This window comes from Rhodococcus sp. NBC_00297 (genome assembly GCF_036173065.1).
GTDB lineage: Bacteria > Actinomycetota > Actinomycetes > Mycobacteriales > Mycobacteriaceae > Rhodococcoides.
In genome coordinates this window covers 882,246-898,930 of the sequence record NZ_CP108041.1, presented here as the reverse complement: position 1 = coordinate 898,930, position 16,685 = coordinate 882,246, and the positions used below count along the sequence as shown (strand labels likewise).

Genomic DNA, 16,685 nt, shown 5'->3' with positions numbered 1-16,685 from the left:
TAGACAGTTCTGTCAGCGAGTGTCAAGGTTTCGCCCCGACTAGGCTCGAACGATGGCTATAAGACGCATCGCAGTGATCCCGGGTGACGGCATCGGCAAGGAGGTGGTTCCCGCCGGTATCGAAGTACTGGACGCCGCGGCGGCGGCGTTCGACCTCGACCTCGAGTACGAGTACTTCGACTACGCCAGCGCCGACTACTACGTCGAGCACGGAAAGATGCTTCCCGACGGCTGGTTCGAGGAGCTTCGACCGTTCGACGCGATCTTCTTCGGAGCGGTGGGCTGGCCGGAGGTGGTGCCGGACCACATCTCGTTGTGGGGCAGTCTGCTCCAGTTCCGACGTCACTTCGACCAGTACGTGAATCTGCGGCCCATCCGGCTCATGCCGGGCGCCACCAGCCCGCTCGCCGGACGCGAGGTCGGCGACATCGACTTCTACGTGGTGCGGGAGAACACCGAGGGGGAGTACACCGATCTCGGCGGCCGGATGTTCGCGGGGACCGAGCGTGAGACGGTGATCCAGGAGACGGTCATGTCGCGCATCGGCGTCGACCGAATCCTGAAGTACGCCTTCGAACTCGCCGAGACCAGGCCGAAACGCCACCTGACGTCCGCGACCAAGAGCAACGGCATCTCCATCTCGATGCCGTACTGGGACGAGCGGGTCGCCGCCATGGCGTCGCATCACCCCACGGTGGACGTCGACAGCTATCACATCGACATCCTCACGGCAAACTTCGTGCTGCACCCGGACTGGTTCGATGTGGTCGTCGCGAGCAATCTGTTCGGGGACATCCTGTCCGATCTCGGACCGGCGATCGCGGGCACCATCGGCATCGCCCCGAGTGGAAACATCAACCCGGAGGGGCTCTTTCCCAGTCTGTTCGAGCCGGTGCACGGATCGGCACCGGGTATCGCGGGCAAGAACGTCGCCAATCCGATCGGACAGATCTGGAGCGGCAGCATGATGCTCGATCACCTCGGCGAGCCCGATGCCGCGCGCACGGTCCTGACTGCGGTCGAGAACGTGTTGGCACGGGGCGGCGCCGCGCTCACCGCGGACATGGGCGGAACGTCGGGGACCGACGAGTTGGGGCGCATCATCGCGGACGAGGTGACCGCTCTCGCTCGCTGATGATGTTCTCGAAATTGACACCGTTTCGGGGCATTGTCTGTGAGCACGACCAAGTCAGTGACAGGTCACCACACCGTTCATCGTCGTCCGTGACGACGGGTCCTTCATGATCTGTGTGCGCGAAACAATCGCGACATCACTCACTCGGGAGACATCATGCTCAGCATTCTCAACGGCCTCAGCTTCCTCAATTTCTCGTTCGGAGATCTGCTGCCTCTGACCGATTTCCTGAACATTCTGAAGAGCCTCTCGATCGCGTCCTGACGCCGACGGCCGGGCGGGTCCACCCGCCCGGCCGTTGCGTCCGACGTCAGCGAGGAATGATCCGCGCGTCCCGGTACCGAGCGAGGTTCTCCGCGAAACTCTCACTGGTCGAGCGGAATCCAAGGAACCCCGCCTTGCGGCTCTTCGTCATGTCGGTCAGGCACTCCATGTCGCGGCCGAGGTCGCCGTCGGTGTGCCACCACGATGCGAGTCGAGTCACGTCCGACTCGACGAGGTCGTACTTCTCGGCGATGCGCCGCCACGCGTCGGGTGCATCGTCCATTCGCGTCGCCAACGGTCGTGGTTCGGTGTCGAAACCGACGGGTTCGACACCGAAATGGTCGGCGATGCGCGGCCACAGCCATCGCCAACGGAACACGTCGCCGTTCGCGACATTGAATGGCTCGTCGGCGCCGTTCTCGTTCGTGGCGGCCCAGATCATCTGCTCGGCGAGCAGATCGGCATCGGTGACATCGGTCAGACCGTTCCACTGGGTCTCCGAACCGGGGAAGACGAACGGCTCGCCGGTCTCCTTGCAGAGAGTGGCGTACACCGACAGGGTGAGTGCCATGTTCATGGCGTTGCCCACGGCGAACCCGAAGATGGTGTGTGCCCGGTGCACGCTCCAGGTGAAGCCCAGTCGCTCTGCGCCCGAGAACAACTCGTCCTCCTGGGCGTAGTAGAAGTTCGGTGTGTCGAGGCGCTCCTCGCTCTCGTGGAACGGGGTCTCCGCCGTCACCGCGGCGCCGTAGGCGTCGAACGGGCCGAGGTAGTGCTTCAGACCCGTCATGAGAGCGACGTGCTTCACCGAGTTCTCCGGCGCCAGCGCGTCGAACGTGTTCCGGAGGGTGGCGGTGTTCACCTCGATGTTCTCCGCCTCCGAGTCCTGCATCATCCACGCCGTGAAGAACACGAGCTCGGGCGCCGTTCCGCGCAGTGCCTCACGCAGCGCATCGGCGTCGAGAAGGTCGGCCGTCACGGGTGTCACGCCGTCGACCGGCAACTCGGTCTTGCGCGACAACCCGTAGGTGCGCCACCCCGCGTCGACGAGTCGTCGACAGATGGTCTGCCCCGAGATGCCGGTGGCTCCGACGACGAGCGCCGTGCCCGGACTTCGTGCTGCCATGTGTGTGATGCCTCCGATCGGTGATCGTGTCTCGATCCAGCATGGGCTACCCGTGGGGGCAACGGAGCAACCAGTGGGGCCGAGTGGCGCGGCGCACTGGTCCGCTACGAGGCGCCGTGCGCAGCGCGCGGGCGCCGGAACAGCTCGAGTGGTGCGGCGCACTCGTCGACGTCACGGCCGATCGCCTCTCATCGAGCCGGGCGAAGTGGACAACTTACCGGCGAGTAAGGAAGCTTCAGCGCATCCGCTGCCCGTCCGCGACACCCGCGATCACCTGCACCGGGTGGAGAGAAGCGTCGACATGCAGTGGTCGAGAAGACAGTTCCTGGGCGCGATGGGCGTCGCGGGCCTGATCGGGTCGACGGGACCGGGAGCGGTGTCCCGCGCGGCTCCGATACTCGACGGTCTGTACCGGTCGGCGGTGCCCGAGCTTTACGCACCGATCGATCCGGCGCCGGCGCATTCGGAGGCCGTGGTGGTCGGATCGGGCTTCGGTGCCGCGGTCACCGCGCGGCGCCTCGCCGAGGCGGGCGTTCGCGTCACCGTCCTGGAGCGCGGGTCGCAGTGGCCCACGGATCCGCGTCGACAGATCTTCGCCAACGACTTCCTGCCGGACGGGCGCGCGTTCTGGCGTCGCGGTGGCACTGCTCCGCTGACCGGACTGCCCACGGTTCCCACCGACCGCTTCGGCGGCATCTTCGATGTGAGTGAACACGGCACCATCGACGTGTGGTCCGGAGCCGCGGTCGGCGGTGGTTCGTTGGTGTTCACCGGCGTGATGATCGCCCCCGAACGACGGTTCTTCGACCAGCTCTTCACCGGGCTCGTCTCGTACGACGAGATGCAGGCGCTGCACTACCCGCTCGTCCGTTCCGAGCTGCGGCTCGCACCGATGCCGGAGGACGTCTATCAGTCGCTGCCGTTCACGCATTCACGGGTGTGGGATCACCAGGTCCGCCGCGCCGGGTACACACCACAGCGCATCGACGGTATCTGGGACTGGGACGTGGTGCGCGGAGAGATGGCCGGTCGGTCCCGTCCGTCCGCGATCATCGGGGAGTCGAACCTCGGCAACTCCAACGGCGCCAAGTTCGACCTCAACCGCAACTATCTGGCCGCTGCTCGCGCCACTGGCCGGTGCACGATCCATGCGCGTCACGAGGTCACCGCCGTGACCAGGGAGGCGGACGGTCGCTATTCGCTGACCGTGGATCTGCTCGACCCGTCCGCCGAGGTCCTCTCCACCCGCACGGTGACCTGCGACGACCTGTTCCTGGGAGCCGGGTCGATGGGAACGTCGCGGCTTCTCGTGCATGCCCGCGACACCGGACTGCTTCCCGACCTGAACGAACACGTCGGGGAGGGATGGGGCACCAATGGTGACGCGGCACTCGTCCGCGGCATGAGCCCGGAGGGCAACGGCATCGTGCAGGCGTCGCCCTCGGCGTCGAGGATCTCCGACGACTCGGGCGCCCCGCTCACCCTCGAGAACTGGTTCGTCCCCGGATCGCCCGTCGATCTGACGCTGATCGGCTCGTTGGGCATGGTCATGGACCCGACGAGAGGGCGGTTCGTGTGGGACGAGTCGACGCGGTCGGTACGGCTCGACTGGCCGGAGGCCGGCAACATCGCCGTCTCGGACGCCCTGCGACCGGTGCACGACCGCATCGCGGAGCGCTCCGGAATCGGTGTGGGGTATCCGCCCCTGCGGGTTCCGGACGTGAACACCTCGTTCACGGCGCACCCGTTGGGAGGGGTGGTGCTGGGCCGAGCCACCGACGCGCACGGCCGCGTCCTCGGCCACGACCGGTTGCACGTCGTCGACGGAGCGCTGATCCCGGGCAGCACCGGCAGAGTCAATCCGTCGCTCACCATCGCGGCGCTCGCCGAACGCAACATCGCGACGGTGATCGCCGATCGCTGAGCGCCCCGTGGAGCGAATGACGGGAATCGAACCCGTGTGCACGGCTGTGCAGGCCGTTGCCTCACCACTCGGCCATCCCACGTCAGGAAACCCGGACCTGTCGGGACAGGGTTGCGCTCACGGTGATTCTCGGGCTGTCGCGGTGAGATACCTCGCGGCCTCCGCCGGGTTCTCGTCCGCCAGAGACGCCAGCGCTCGACACAGTGCGCCGAGTGAAGTTCCCTCGGCGTGCGCGGCCGACTGCAGGAGTGCCGCCGCGGTGTCCCGGTCCACCGCGAGGTGTTCCATCGCCATGCCGATGCTCTGATCGAGCGAGGCCGCGGAGCGCAGTGCCGCGGAGTATCGATCCGAACGGGACGTCGTCGCCACGTCGATCTCCTTCTCGAGGCGCCGAGACAGCATCGCGAGTCGGACGGCCGTGTGTTCCGGCCCGTGTCCGCGGGTCTGGAGCGCGACGAGGGTGGCAGCGACCGCCGCGGCGGCCTCGGTGCGCGCGCGTCTCTGCACAGCCTGCCGTCGACGGGACCGGAGGTGCTCAGACGACCGTGCTCGCAGCAGTGACGGCGGGTGGAACCGGGTCGTGTCGCCGTGCTCGACGCGGTCACGACCGAGACGCTTCGCCCGGTACATCGCATCGTCCGCGCAGGAGATGAAGGAGTCGAGCGTCGACTCCACGTCGCCGAGGGCGAGCGCGGCGCCGTCGGGAGCCGTGGCCACGGCCGTCGTGGTGCCGATGCTCACCGTCACCGAGCACCGTGTGCGCACCGATCGCAGGACACGGTCCGCGAGATCGGCCGTACGCGCACCGCGGGCGACGACCAGGAACTCCTCGCCGCCGAGACGAGCGACGACGGCGCCCGCCGGAGTCGCCAGCACCACCGCTCGCGCGACGGACTGCAGCGTCCGATCACCGTGGGTGTGTCCGTGGGTGTCGTTGACGGCCTTGAAGTTGTCGATGTCGATGACGAGGGTGGTGACCGATTCGTGCCGCGACGCCGCGGCACCCAGCAGTTCCGTCAGACGGGGGAGTACGCCCCGGCGGTTCAACAGGCCGGTCAGGACGTCCGTGCGTGCGAGCACGTCGAATCGGTGACTCACCCGCACCATCGACCGCCGCAGGCCCCACACCAACACGACGGGGACGACGACGATGGTCAGGGACGCGCCGGCACTGATGAACGCGATGGCCGCAGATCCTGCCGAGGCGAACGACACCACGACGGCGGCTCCACCGGCAGCCACGGTGAACGACCACGCGATCGCGGGCGGCGACGCGGCCGCGGAGAGCACCGGGACGATGGTGAGCAGCGCGGCGATCGCGAGGGAACCCGCCCGATCGGTCACCGCCACCGCGGAGAACGTCGTACCGCACAGCATCACCATGCCCATGGCGACGAACTGGCGTTCGGTCAGCCGCCCCGAGCGCCAGATGATGCCGGCTCCCACCACGGCCGCAGCGACGGCGAGAGCGGTGGCGAGCATCGGGGCGATGCCGGGGAAGAACAGACCGGGCACCACCCAGCCCGCTCCCAGTGACAGGGCGGAACCGGTGATCGCCGTTCCCATCGCGATCGACCGGATGTCGAGCACCTGCCGTGCGGGTGTCTCGAGAGGCGACTCGGTGGGCGACGTCCGCGCGCCGCGGTGCGCTCTGTCGATGTGTGGCGTCACGCGAGCACCCCGGTCCCCGTCACCGGTGATCCGTCGTCGGCTGACCTCCACCGTGTACCCCGTGAATGTACCGACCGGGACGGTTCCGTCGCGGCGATCCGGCGCACGTCTGGCCGTGAGACCTCGGGCGCGTGACCACCGCGAACACGTGGTCGGTGCGGTTGTCACCCTTTCCGGTCATCGTGATTCGAACTCGACGGAGCCGAAAAGTGTTGTGCGATTTGACGTCTCGAGACGTCGGCGCTACATTTTCCTCACCATCCAGAGCGACCGAGAGACCTGGCTCGTCGACGTCGCAGCAACCCGCCTCGAGTTCGAGTGTGTGGGTGCTACCGCCAGGACCGATGGAGGAGATCCGCCGATGAACACTGTGACGACCCGACGCCCGCACGTCCTGCGCCTGCACCTCGAGTGGTGTCGAGTTTGCTGCTGCGCCTGTACGCGGCGCTGACCGGGTCCCTCACTTCGTCCTCTCGAAAGGCACAGCGATGTTCGCTGCCCTCACGCACCGGTGCAGCCGGTGACTCAACTCCACGATCGACCGGTCGCCACCGACGCCGGTGACGTCTCGGATCACGACCTCGTCGTCGCACGCACGGTGCACCCGTGGCGGTGGATCATCGCCGTCGCGACCCTGGTCCTTCTCGCACAGTTCGTCCACGGGCTGGTCACCAACGCCGGCTGGGACTGGGGCACCTTCGCTCAGTACTTCACGGCGCGGTCCGTCGTCACTGCTCTGTGGCTCACGATCCAGCTGACCTTCTGGGGCACCCTCATCGGGTTCGCACTCGGCATCGCTCTCGCGGCGGCGCGGTTGTCGCAGAACCCGGTCCTGCAGATCATCTCCTGGTTCTACATCTGGGCGTTCCGGTCGATCCCGCTGATCGTGCAACTGCTGTTCTGGTTCAACATCGCCTACCTGTATCAGCGGTTGTCCCTGGGCATTCCGTTCGGACCGAGCTTCGTCGAGTTCGACGTCAACAGTGTCATCAGCGGGTCCTTTGCGGCGATCATCGGTCTGGCCCTGCATCAGGCGGCGTACTCGGCGGAGATCGTGCGCGCCGGCATCATCTCGGTCGATCAGGGGCAGCTCGAAGCCGCTGCAGCGCTGGGGATCCCGAAGCTACGCGAATTCTTCGCGATCGTGCTGCCGCAGGCCATGAGGGGAATCCTCCCCAACGCGGCCAACGAGGTGATCAGTCTCTTCAAGGGCACCTCGATCGTCTCGGTCATGGCCATCGCCGAGCTGTTCTATCAGGTCCAGGTGATCTACGGACGGACCGGCCGCGTCGTCCCGATGCTCATGGTCGCGACGGTCTGGTACGTGATTCTGACGTCCGTCCTGTCCGTGGTGCAGTTCTACGTCGAGCGGCACTACTCCAAGGGTGCACTGCGCACGGTGCCGCTCACGCCGATCCAGAAGTTGCGTTCGCGCATCGCTGCGCTGCCGCTGTCACCGAGGGGAGCAACTCGATGACCGCCGAGATCGAGACTGCGCGGTATGCGGTCGAGGTACGGGGAGTGCACAAGTCCTACGGTGCTCTCGAGGTCCTGAAAGGCGTGGACCTGACCGTGCGGCCGGGGGAGGTCACGGCCGTTCTCGGACCCTCCGGGTCGGGCAAGTCCACTCTGCTGCGCACGGTGAACCACCTCGAGAAGGTCGACGCCGGATCCGTCCGAGTGGACGGTGCCCTCGTGGGATACCGCCGCAGAGGGCGGAAACTGCACGAACTGACGCCGAAGGAGATTCGGCGCCAGCGCTCGCAGATCGGCTTCGTCTTCCAGAACTTCACCCTGTTCCCGCATCTCACGGTGCTCGAAAACGTGGTCGAGGCACCTGTGTCCGCACAGCGACGTCCGCGGTCGGAGGTGGAACCCGAGGCTCTCGCACTCCTGTCGCGGGTCGGTGTCGGTGACAAGGCGCACGACTACCCGCGGCGGTTGTCCGGCGGACAACAGCAACGCGTCGCGATCGCCCGGGCGCTGGCGCTGCGCCCGAAGGTGATCCTGTTCGACGAACCCACCTCGGCACTCGATCCCGAGCTGGTGGGCGAGGTGCTCGATGTCATCCGCGGTCTCGCCGCAGACGGCGCGACGCTCGTCATCGTCACGCACGAGGTCGGCTTCGCACGCGAGGTCGCCGACACCGTGGTGTTCATGGACGGCGGCGTCGTCCTCGAACAGGGTTCTCCTGTAGAGGTGTTCGACACCCCGACCCACAGTCGCACTCGAGAGTTCCTCTCCCGGGTTCTCTGATTCCCACGCACACCTCTCCCGAAAGTGACCTCTCCCATGTCTCGATCGTCCCGTCGCCTCGCGTCGGTCCTGTCCTCCATCGCCGTCCTCGCGCTCGTCGCGTCCGCGTGCGGCGAACCCGCAGCCGAGAACACCGTGGTGTCCGAAGCCGGTGTCTCCTATGATCTCTCGCCCGAGCAGTCCGGGCGCATCCACACCGAGAAGGTGGACGACATCGCGGCGAAGGTGCCGCAGGCAATCCGTGATCGCGGAACCCTCGTCGTCACCGGAACAGCGGGTGCGACTCCGCCTCTCGGCTTCTATGCCACCGACGACACCACCGTCGTCGGATCCGAGATCGATCTCGCGAGCCTCTTCGCCGACGTCCTCGGTCTCTCGGTCGACCGCCGGACCGCGGACTGGGCCCAGAACTTCGTGAAGATCGATTCGGGCGAGAACGACGCCTTCATCTCGAACGTGACGGTCACGGAGGAGCGCAAGGAGAAGTACGACTTCGCCACCTACCGCCTCGACAACGTCGCCCTCGAGGTTCCGACGGACTCCGACTGGACGTTCACCGACCGCAAGGACATCGCCGGCAAGAAGATCGGTGTCTCGTCCGGTACCAACCAGGAACAACTGCTCGTCGACTGGAACACGCAGAACGGGGCGGAGGGCATCGCGCCCGCCGAGATCGTCTACTACCAGAACGCCGCCGACTACTACCTCGCCCTGTCCTCGAAGCGCATCGACGGGTACCTCGGACCCAATCCGTCCGCGCAGTACCACTCGTCGAGCACAGGGGAGTCGAAGATCATCGGCACCTTCTCCGGTGCGGGCGAGGCGCTCCAGGGTGAGATCGCCGTCCTGGTGAAGAAGGACAGCGGGCTCGCCGAGGCGTTCGCGGACGCCATCGATCACACCATCGAGAACGGGACCTACCAGCAGGTGCTGGACAAGTGGGGGCTCGGCGGCGAGGCCGTGTCGGCCTCGGAGATCAATCCACCCGGGCTCCCGAAGAAGTGACCTCGGTCCGACAAGGAGCCCCCGTGGCCGGCAGCGATCGCCCGCAGCTCGAGGTCGCGCGAGTCGACCAGGGCGATCCGCTGGCACGACCCCTGCTCGCGGCGCTGGCGATCGAGTACAGCACCCGCTACGGCGGGACCGCCGACCAGATGTACTCGGCTCTGTCCACCCACCCGGCAGAGGAGTTCGCGCCGCCGCACGGCGGGCTGATCATGCTCCTCGAGAACGGTGAACCTGTTGCCGGCGGGGCGTTTCGGCGTCACGACGAGCAGACCGCCGAACTGAAGCGCATCTGGACGTCCGCATCGCACCGCCGACGAGGACTCGCTCGGCGCGTTCTCACCGAACTCGAATCGGAGATCGCTGTCCGAAACTACGAGAGCATCCACCTCACCACCGGGTGGCGCCAACCGGAGGCTGTCGGCCTGTATCTGGCGGCGGGGTACACACCGCTGTTCGACCCGGTGGCCCCGCCGGCCGAGGGCGTGCCCCGTGCGTTCCGGAAGACGACTCGACCCACCAACTGACCCCCGTTCTTCGTTCCTGCACACACACCTCTTGGAGTTGACCCAGTGATCGACCGCCATCAACGGACACCCGCCGTCAGTGCCGCGATCGGCCTCGTCGCCCTGACCACGGCCCTCACCGCCTGCGGCGGCGCTGCTGGTTCGGCGGGCGCCGACGCCGGCCCCGCTCAGCCGGGAGGCACCCTGAACTACGGACTCTCCACAGCGCCGACGTGCTCGGATCCCGCGCAGGCAGGGACCAACCAGACGATCTACGTCACGCGCGCCGTGGTCGACTCACTCACCGATCAGGATCCCGACACTGGCGAGATCGTGCCGTGGCTCGCCGAGAAGTGGGAGACCGACGCGGATGCGACGTCGTTCACGTTCACACTGAAGGACGGGGTGTCGTTCAGCGACGGCACACCGGTCACCGCGCAGTCGGTCAAGAACAACTTCGACGCCATCGTGGGCACGCTCGGGGCGGCGAAGGCGCCGCTCGCCGCCAGCTATCTCGCGGGATACGTCGGGACGACCGTGGTCGACCCGCGGACCGCGCAGGTGACCTTCTCGTCGCCCAATGCGCAGTTCCTGCAGGCATCGGCGACCTCACAGCTGGGACTGCAGGCCGATGCCACCACGTCGCTGTCCGCCGAGGAGCGCTGCCAGGGCGGAAACATCGGCAGTGGCCCGTTCACGTACACCGACTACCAGCAGGATCGATCGGTGAGTGTGGCCAGGCGAGCCGGCTACTCCTGGGGTTCGCGGGCGTTCGGTCACACCGGTGAGGCCTACCTTGACGGCATCGAGTTCACGGTGGTGCCGGAATCGGGCGTCCGGACCGGAAGCCTGTCGTCAGGTCAGCTCGACGCCGTCAGCGACGCGCTCCCGCAGGACGCACCGACCATCGAGGCGACCGGCGGTCGAGTGCTGACGACGTCGAATCCCGGAACACCCTTCGGTATCGCGCCCAATGTCTCGCGAGGCGTACTGGCCGACCCGGACGTGCGCCGCGCACTCGTCCCCGCGATCGACCGTCAGCAGTTGGTCGACACCGTCCTCGGCCCGAACTTCCTGCCGGCGACCAGCACTCTCGCGAGCAGGACGCCCGGCTACGTGTCGTTGCCCGACGTGACCTTCGACGCCGACGCGGCGCGGACCGTGCTCGACCGTGCGGGTTGGGTACCGGCCGCGGACGGGATCCGCGAGAAGGACGGTCAGCGGCTCAGCTTCTCGATCCTGTTCAGCGCCGTGTTCGCGGGCAACCAGGCAATTCTCGAGTTGCTGCAGCAGCAGTTGCGGGACGTCGGTGTCGATGCCCGGCTCGAGCTGACGTCCGTGCCCGAGTCGATCGCACGACAGAACGCCGGTGACTTCGACGCGACGTACTACAACAGCACGCGTGCCGACGGCGACATCCTGCGGACGTCGTTCGCGGCGGACGGCCGAAATCTCAACCAGCGTGGCCCGATCGCCGATCTGGATGCCTCGTTGACCGATCAGCTGCGCACGACGGACACGACGCAGCGCGGCGAGTACCTGGCGAACGCACAGCAGCAGGTGCTCGACAACGGACTGTGGATCCCGACCGTCGAACTGTCGCAGGCGGTCGGCGCGAGCTCGGCGGTGCAGGACCAGAGGTTCGACGCGTCTGCTCGGCTGCAGTTCTTCGACACCTGGTTGAGCAGGAGCTGACATGCTTCGCTACCTCGGCCTGCGCGTCCTGCAGGCGATCGGTGTCCTGTGGGCCGCGTTCACCATCTCCTTCGTGGTGCTGTTCCTGCTGCCCTCCGATCCGGTGAGCATCGCGGTCGATTCCGGCGGCGGCAGTGGCACCCCGGTGGACGCGGCCGCGGTCGCCGAGCTGCAGGCCCGGTACGGACTGGACAAGCCTGTCCTCGAGCAGTACTGGACATCGCTCACCAGCGCGATCCGCGGTGACTTCGGCACGTCCATCTCCACGGGTCAGCCGGTGACCACCGCGATCCTGGGCGCCGTTCCGAGCACCCTCGCCCTGGCCGGTCTCGCGCTGATGCTCGCCGTCGGTGTCGGTGGGGGGCTCGCCTTCCTCGCTACCTACACCCGCGCACGATGGTTGCGTACCGCGCTGCTCTCCCTCCCTCCGCTGGGCGTCGCGGTGCCGACGTTCTGGGTGGGACTTCTGCTCCTGCAGGTGTTCTCGTTCGGGCTGCCGATCTTCCCGGCGTTCGGCGACCGCGGGTTCGGATCGCTGGTGCTGCCGGCGATCACGCTGGCGGTACCGACCGGGGCCGTCATCGCGCAGGTGCTCGCGACCAGCCTGACCACGACGTGGCGGCAACCGTTCACCACCGCGGCCGAGGCGAAGGGTGCGTCCCGGTGGCGGATCCAGACTCGCCACGTGCTGCGCCTGGCCAGCGTGCCGGCGTTCACCATCGCCGGCGTCCTCGTCGGCGAACTGTTGGCCGGTTCGGTGGTCGTCGAGACCGTGTTCTCCCGGGCCGGCGTGGGCCGACTGACGCAGACATCGGTTCTCGCGCAGGGCATCCCGGTGGTGCAGGGAATCGTGGTCCTCACGTCGCTGGTGTTCGTGGTCGTCACGCTGGCCGTGGACATCGTGTACCCCCTGATCGATCCCCGGATCGTCCAGCGCACCACCCGACCCACGAAGGAGCCGGCCCATGTCTGACGTCCTGGTACGAGAGACGGTCCACGCGAGCGTCTCGCCCGAGCCGACGTCCCGTCGACGGCGAGTGACCCCGCGGGCCGTCGGCGGCAGGATCGGCGTGGCGGTGTCGGTGGCCGTCCTGATCGTCGCCGTCGGGTTCGCCGTCGTCCCGTCTCTTTTCGCCAGTGGGGATCCCTTGCGCGGCGTCCCGGCGGAGAAGTTGCAGGGACCCAGCGCCGCTCACTGGTTCGGCACCGACAACATCGGCCGCGACGTCTGGACCCGGGTCGTGCACGGTGCCGGGTTGTCGCTCAGCGCGACGCTGATGGCCGTGGCCATCGCGCTCGTGGCGGGATCGATTCTCGGCCTGATCGGAGGCGCTGTCGGCGGAATCGTCGACGCGGTGCTCATGCGTCTCGTCGACGTGCTGTTGTCCATCCCGACTCTGCTGCTGGCCCTGGCCCTGGTCACCGCTCTCGGTTTCGGGACCGTGAACGTCGCGATCGCGGTCGGCGTCACCCTCGTCGCGAGTGTCGCGCGCGTGATGCGGTCCGAGGTGCTGCGGGTACGGCGGTCGCTGTACGTGGAGGCCGCCTTCGCGTCGGGTTCGCGGTGGCACACCGTGCTGTGGACCCACATTCTCCGGAACGCGTATCCACCCGTGATCGCCCTGGCGGCAGTGCAGTTCGGCATGGCCGTGCTCGCGGTGTCGTCGCTCAGTTTCCTCGGTTTCGGAGCGGTACCGCCCACACCGGAGTGGGGTTCGCTCGTGTCGGAGGGGCGCAACTTCCTCGCCACCTCCTGGTGGCTCACCACGCTGCCCGGTCTCGTCATCGTGGCGGTCGTGCTGTCGGCGCACAGAGTGGGCCACGCGCTGGATCGGGGTGATCGAGCATGAGCAGCAGGAGTGGAGCCGGCGGAACGACCCGGACGAGCCTGCTCAGGGTCGACGGTCTGCGCGTGTCGTACGGGGCGACAGAGGCAGTGCGGGGTGTCGACTTCGAGATCGCGCGGGGTGAGGTGCTCGCCCTGGTCGGCGAGTCCGGCAGCGGCAAGACGACCACGGCCCAGGCGATCATCGGTCTCCTCGCCGGATCGGGCACCGTCACCGGGGGCACCGTCACGTTCGACGGTGACCGTGTCGACGACGCGGGACACCGTCGGTGGGAGAAGCTTCGCGGTGCGCACATCGGTCTGGTGCCGCAGGACCCGACCACGTCGCTCAATCCTGTGAAGCGAGTGGGGGAGCAGGTCGCAGAGGTGCTCCGCATCCACGGCCGGGCCGACCGGCGCAGCGCCGCGGCGGCGGCCGTGCAGATACTCGACGAGGCGGGGATCGACAATCCGGAGCTCCGTGCTCGGCAGTATCCGCAAGATCTGTCCGGCGGGCAGCGTCAGCGCGTGCTCATCGGTATCGCGCTGGCGTGCGAGCCGGAGCTGGTGATCGCCGACGAGCCGACCAGCGCTCTGGACGTGACCGTGCAGCGCCGCATTCTCGACCACCTCGCGGATCGGATCGCCGAGCACGGCACCTCGGTACTGCTGATCACGCACGACCTCGGGGTCGCGGCCGACCGCGCCGATCGGATCGCCGTCATGCGTGACGGTGAGATCGTCGAGATCGGGCCCGCGCGAGAGGTGTTGGAGAACCCGACCGCCGACTACACGAGAGGACTGATCGCGTCCGCGCCGTCTCTGACGTCGGTACGGGTGCCGCGTGCGACGCGCGAGGCGCAGCCGGTCCTGTTGTCGCTGAGACAGGTGTCTACGACGTTCCGCATCGGTCGTGGACAGAACCTGACGGCGGTGGACGGGGTGTCGCTCGACGTCGAGCGCGGACGGACGGTGTCGATCGTCGGGGAGAGCGGCTCGGGAAAGTCCACGACGGCTCGCATCGCTCTGCGGCTCGAGAACCCGTCGGCGGGGTCGGTCGTCTTCGACGGCGACGACATCACGTCCGCACGCGGCAGGGAGTTGCGCACCCTCCGGCGACGCTTCCAGATCGTGTATCAGAACCCGTACGCATCGCTGAATCCCGCACTGCGCGTGCGGGACATCGTGGCGGAACCGCTCGTCGCGTTCGGGCTCGGATCACGCTCCACGCGTCCCGCCCGGGTGGCCGAACTGCTCGAGCAGGTCGCCCTGGCGCCGGAGTACCTCGACAGGCGCCCCGCCGAGCTGTCCGGTGGGCAGCGCCAGCGGGTCGCCATCGCCCGCGCGCTGGCTCTCCACCCGGAGCTGCTCGTGCTCGACGAACCGGTGTCCGCACTGGACGTCTCGGTGCAGGCGCAGATTCTCGAACTCCTCACTCGGCTGCAGGACGAGTTGGATCTGAGCTATCTGTTCATCTCCCACGATCTCGCGGTCGTGCGCCAGATCAGCGACACGGTGCTGGTGATGCGCAACGGGCGAGTGGTCGAGTCCGGGTCGGCGGAGGACGTGTTCGATCGACCGCAGCACGAGTACACCAGGGAACTGCGCAACGCCGTTCCGGGAACGGGAGTCGACGCACGACCGTCGTGACCTTTCCGATCACGCCGAGCAGAACTGTGTCTCCGCGCGCCGCGCGGCTCTAGCGTCGGGCCATGACCTGGAACTCGATCATCGATTCGATCCGTCACTGGGTGCCCGACTGGAGCGACGAGTCTGCCGCCGGCTGCGTCGAGGCCGCGGTGCGCACCTCGTTCTGAGGGCGCGCGACGACGCGGTCAGCGTACGGCTCTCGGCCGGGTCGCCGCGACGACCGCGGCCCCCAGCGCGGTGATCGCGATGACGACGATCACGGCGTGGTTCCAGCCGTCGAACACCGCGGACGGCGCGGTGCCGGCCGACAGGACCACCACCGACACCACGGTCACGCCGATCGCCGAGCCGAGGTAGCGCGCGGTGTTGTTCGCCCCGCTTCCCATGGCGGCGCGCCCGGCTGGGACGCTCGCCACGGCCTCGCGGCCGAGGGCGGCGTTGACTATTCCTGTCGCGGCGCCGGCCAGGACGAGACCCGGCACGAGGCGCAGGGGCGACGACGTCTCGGACAGTCCGAGTAACAGCCCCGTCCCGACGGCGACACCGACGAGGCCCAGGGCCAGTTGCGTTCGGCCGGAGACGGACGCGGGTATGCGCCGTGCGAGCAGGGCGGTGATCACGCTCGTCGCGGACCATCCGAAGAGCAGGAAGGCGCTGTGGAGTGCGTCCAGACCGAATGCGGCGCCGACGAATCCGGCCATGTACGACATCAGAGCGATCACCCCGGCTCCGGTGGCGAGTGCGGCGACGGTGGCGGCGAGGAAGGCGGGCTGGCGCAGCAGCGTGAGATCTAGCATGGGCGACGCGGTCCGGCGTTCGTGCAGAACGAAACCCGCGAGCAACAGCGCGGCCACGGCGAGCAGGACCAGGGGTAGGGGTCGCGTCCACCCGGCACGGCCCTCGACGAGCGCGGCGAGGAGGGCCGACAGACCCCCGGACAGGGCGACCGCGCCGATCAGGTCCAGCCCGCGCGGTGTCTCCGTGCGGGATTCGGCGAGGAGGCGCCCTGCGACGACCGCGGCGACGAGTGTCAGCGCGGTGAGCAACCAGTACCCCTCGCGCCACGTGGCGAGACGATCCGAGGTCGCGGACATCAGGGGCCCGAGGGTGATGCCCGCGCCGACGGCCGCGCCCCAGATGCCGCTGGCACGGGCGCGCAGCGGCCCGGGTTCGAAGGCGTGCGCGATGACGCCGAGACTCGACGCCAGCACCGCGCCCGCGCCGACGCCCTGGACCACGCGGGCGAGGACGAACACGAGCGTGGACGGCGCGGCCGCGCACACAGCGGACGCGAGGGCGAGGACGACGAGACCGAGAACGAAGGTGCGGCGAGGGCCGATGTCGTCGGCGAGTGCGCCGGACACCAGCAACGCGGCACTGAGGCCGATGCTCATCGAGCTCAGAATCCAGGTTCTGCCCGACGCGTCACTCCCGAGCGTCGCGGCGGTGCTGCCGATGGTCGCCAGGGGAAACGTGAACGCAGCCAGGGCGAGGAGGGTCCCGAACGCTGCGACGGGCAGGGGGCGGGCGAGAGGTGGTGCGGATCGCTGCTGAGTCATGCCCGTCCTTCGGTTCGGTGAGCGAACCGTAACCCGCCGATATGGTTCGGTCAACAGACCGTTCGAGGT

General features: G+C 68.0%; 13 protein-coding genes, 1 tRNA gene and 1 riboswitch. Of the genes, 10 read left to right on the top strand and 4 right to left on the bottom strand.

Annotation, left to right across the window (positions count from 1 at the left end):
* Positions 1-52 precede the first annotated feature (52 nt).
* A complete protein-coding gene (locus OG947_RS04190) occupies positions 53-1,135 on the top strand; it encodes a tartrate dehydrogenase (protein ID WP_328813184.1) in 1,083 nt (360 codons plus the stop codon).
* A gap of 310 nt (positions 1,136-1,445) precedes the next feature.
* Here the strand turns inward: OG947_RS04190 and OG947_RS04185 are convergent, their stop codons facing one another.
* Complete coding sequence (locus OG947_RS04185) at positions 1,446-2,525, bottom strand: SDR family oxidoreductase (RefSeq protein WP_027504021.1); 1,080 nt, start codon at positions 2,523-2,525, stop codon at positions 1,446-1,448.
* Positions 2,526-2,826: 301 nt separating this feature from the next.
* On the opposite strand from OG947_RS04185, the gene OG947_RS04180 reads away from it, so the two are divergent.
* A complete protein-coding gene (locus OG947_RS04180) occupies positions 2,827-4,449 on the top strand; it encodes a GMC oxidoreductase (protein ID WP_037184298.1) in 1,623 nt (540 codons plus the stop codon).
* 8 nt (positions 4,450-4,457) lie between these two features.
* Here the strand turns inward: OG947_RS04180 and OG947_RS04175 are convergent.
* Positions 4,458-4,528, bottom strand: a tRNA-Cys gene (locus tag OG947_RS04175).
* A 38-nt stretch (positions 4,529-4,566) separates the two neighbouring features.
* A complete protein-coding gene (locus OG947_RS04170) occupies positions 4,567-6,120 on the bottom strand; it encodes a GGDEF domain-containing protein (protein ID WP_328813183.1) in 1,554 nt (517 codons plus the stop codon).
* A 254-nt stretch (positions 6,121-6,374) separates the two neighbouring features.
* Positions 6,375-6,471, top strand: a riboswitch (SAM riboswitch).
* Between the two features lie 169 nt (positions 6,472-6,640).
* On the opposite strand from OG947_RS04170, the gene OG947_RS04165 reads away from it, so the two are divergent.
* The 8 genes from OG947_RS04165 to OG947_RS04130 are packed head-to-tail and all read left to right on the top strand — an operon-like array spanning position 6,641 to position 15,057.
* Entirely contained in the window at positions 6,641-7,597 is a 957-nt protein-coding gene (locus OG947_RS04165; RefSeq protein WP_328813182.1) for an amino acid ABC transporter permease, read from the top strand.
* Entirely contained in the window at positions 7,594-8,376 is a 783-nt protein-coding gene (locus tag OG947_RS04160) for an amino acid ABC transporter ATP-binding protein (protein WP_328813181.1), read from the top strand. Before OG947_RS04165 ends, OG947_RS04160 begins: the two co-directional genes overlap by 4 nt.
* A gap of 36 nt (positions 8,377-8,412) precedes the next feature.
* Entirely contained in the window at positions 8,413-9,381 is a 969-nt protein-coding gene (locus tag OG947_RS04155) for an ABC transporter substrate-binding protein (RefSeq protein WP_328813180.1), read from the top strand.
* Between the two features lie 23 nt (positions 9,382-9,404).
* Positions 9,405-9,908, top strand: a complete 504-nt coding sequence (locus OG947_RS04150; protein WP_328813179.1) for a GNAT family N-acetyltransferase — start codon at positions 9,405-9,407, stop codon at positions 9,906-9,908.
* Between the two features lie 45 nt (positions 9,909-9,953).
* On the top strand, positions 9,954-11,582 hold the full coding sequence (locus OG947_RS04145) for an ABC transporter substrate-binding protein (protein WP_328813178.1): 1,629 nt from the start codon (positions 9,954-9,956) through the stop codon (positions 11,580-11,582).
* A gap of 1 nt (position 11,583) precedes the next feature.
* Positions 11,584-12,555, top strand: a complete 972-nt coding sequence (locus OG947_RS04140) for an ABC transporter permease (RefSeq protein WP_328813177.1) — start codon at positions 11,584-11,586, stop codon at positions 12,553-12,555.
* Positions 12,548-13,432 carry an ABC transporter permease gene (locus OG947_RS04135; protein WP_328813176.1) on the top strand — a complete coding sequence of 295 codons (885 nt, stop codon included), beginning with the start codon at positions 12,548-12,550 and terminating at the stop codon, positions 13,430-13,432. Before OG947_RS04140 ends, OG947_RS04135 begins: the two co-directional genes overlap by 8 nt.
* A complete protein-coding gene (locus OG947_RS04130) occupies positions 13,429-15,057 on the top strand; it encodes an ABC transporter ATP-binding protein (protein WP_328813175.1) in 1,629 nt (542 codons plus the stop codon). Before OG947_RS04135 ends, OG947_RS04130 begins: the two co-directional genes overlap by 4 nt.
* Positions 15,058-15,242: 185 nt before the next feature.
* Here OG947_RS04130 and OG947_RS04125 read toward each other — a convergent pair whose 3' ends face one another.
* Complete coding sequence (locus OG947_RS04125) at positions 15,243-16,616, bottom strand: MFS transporter (RefSeq protein WP_328813174.1); 1,374 nt, start codon at positions 16,614-16,616, stop codon at positions 15,243-15,245.
* Positions 16,617-16,685: the final 69 nt, after the last annotated feature.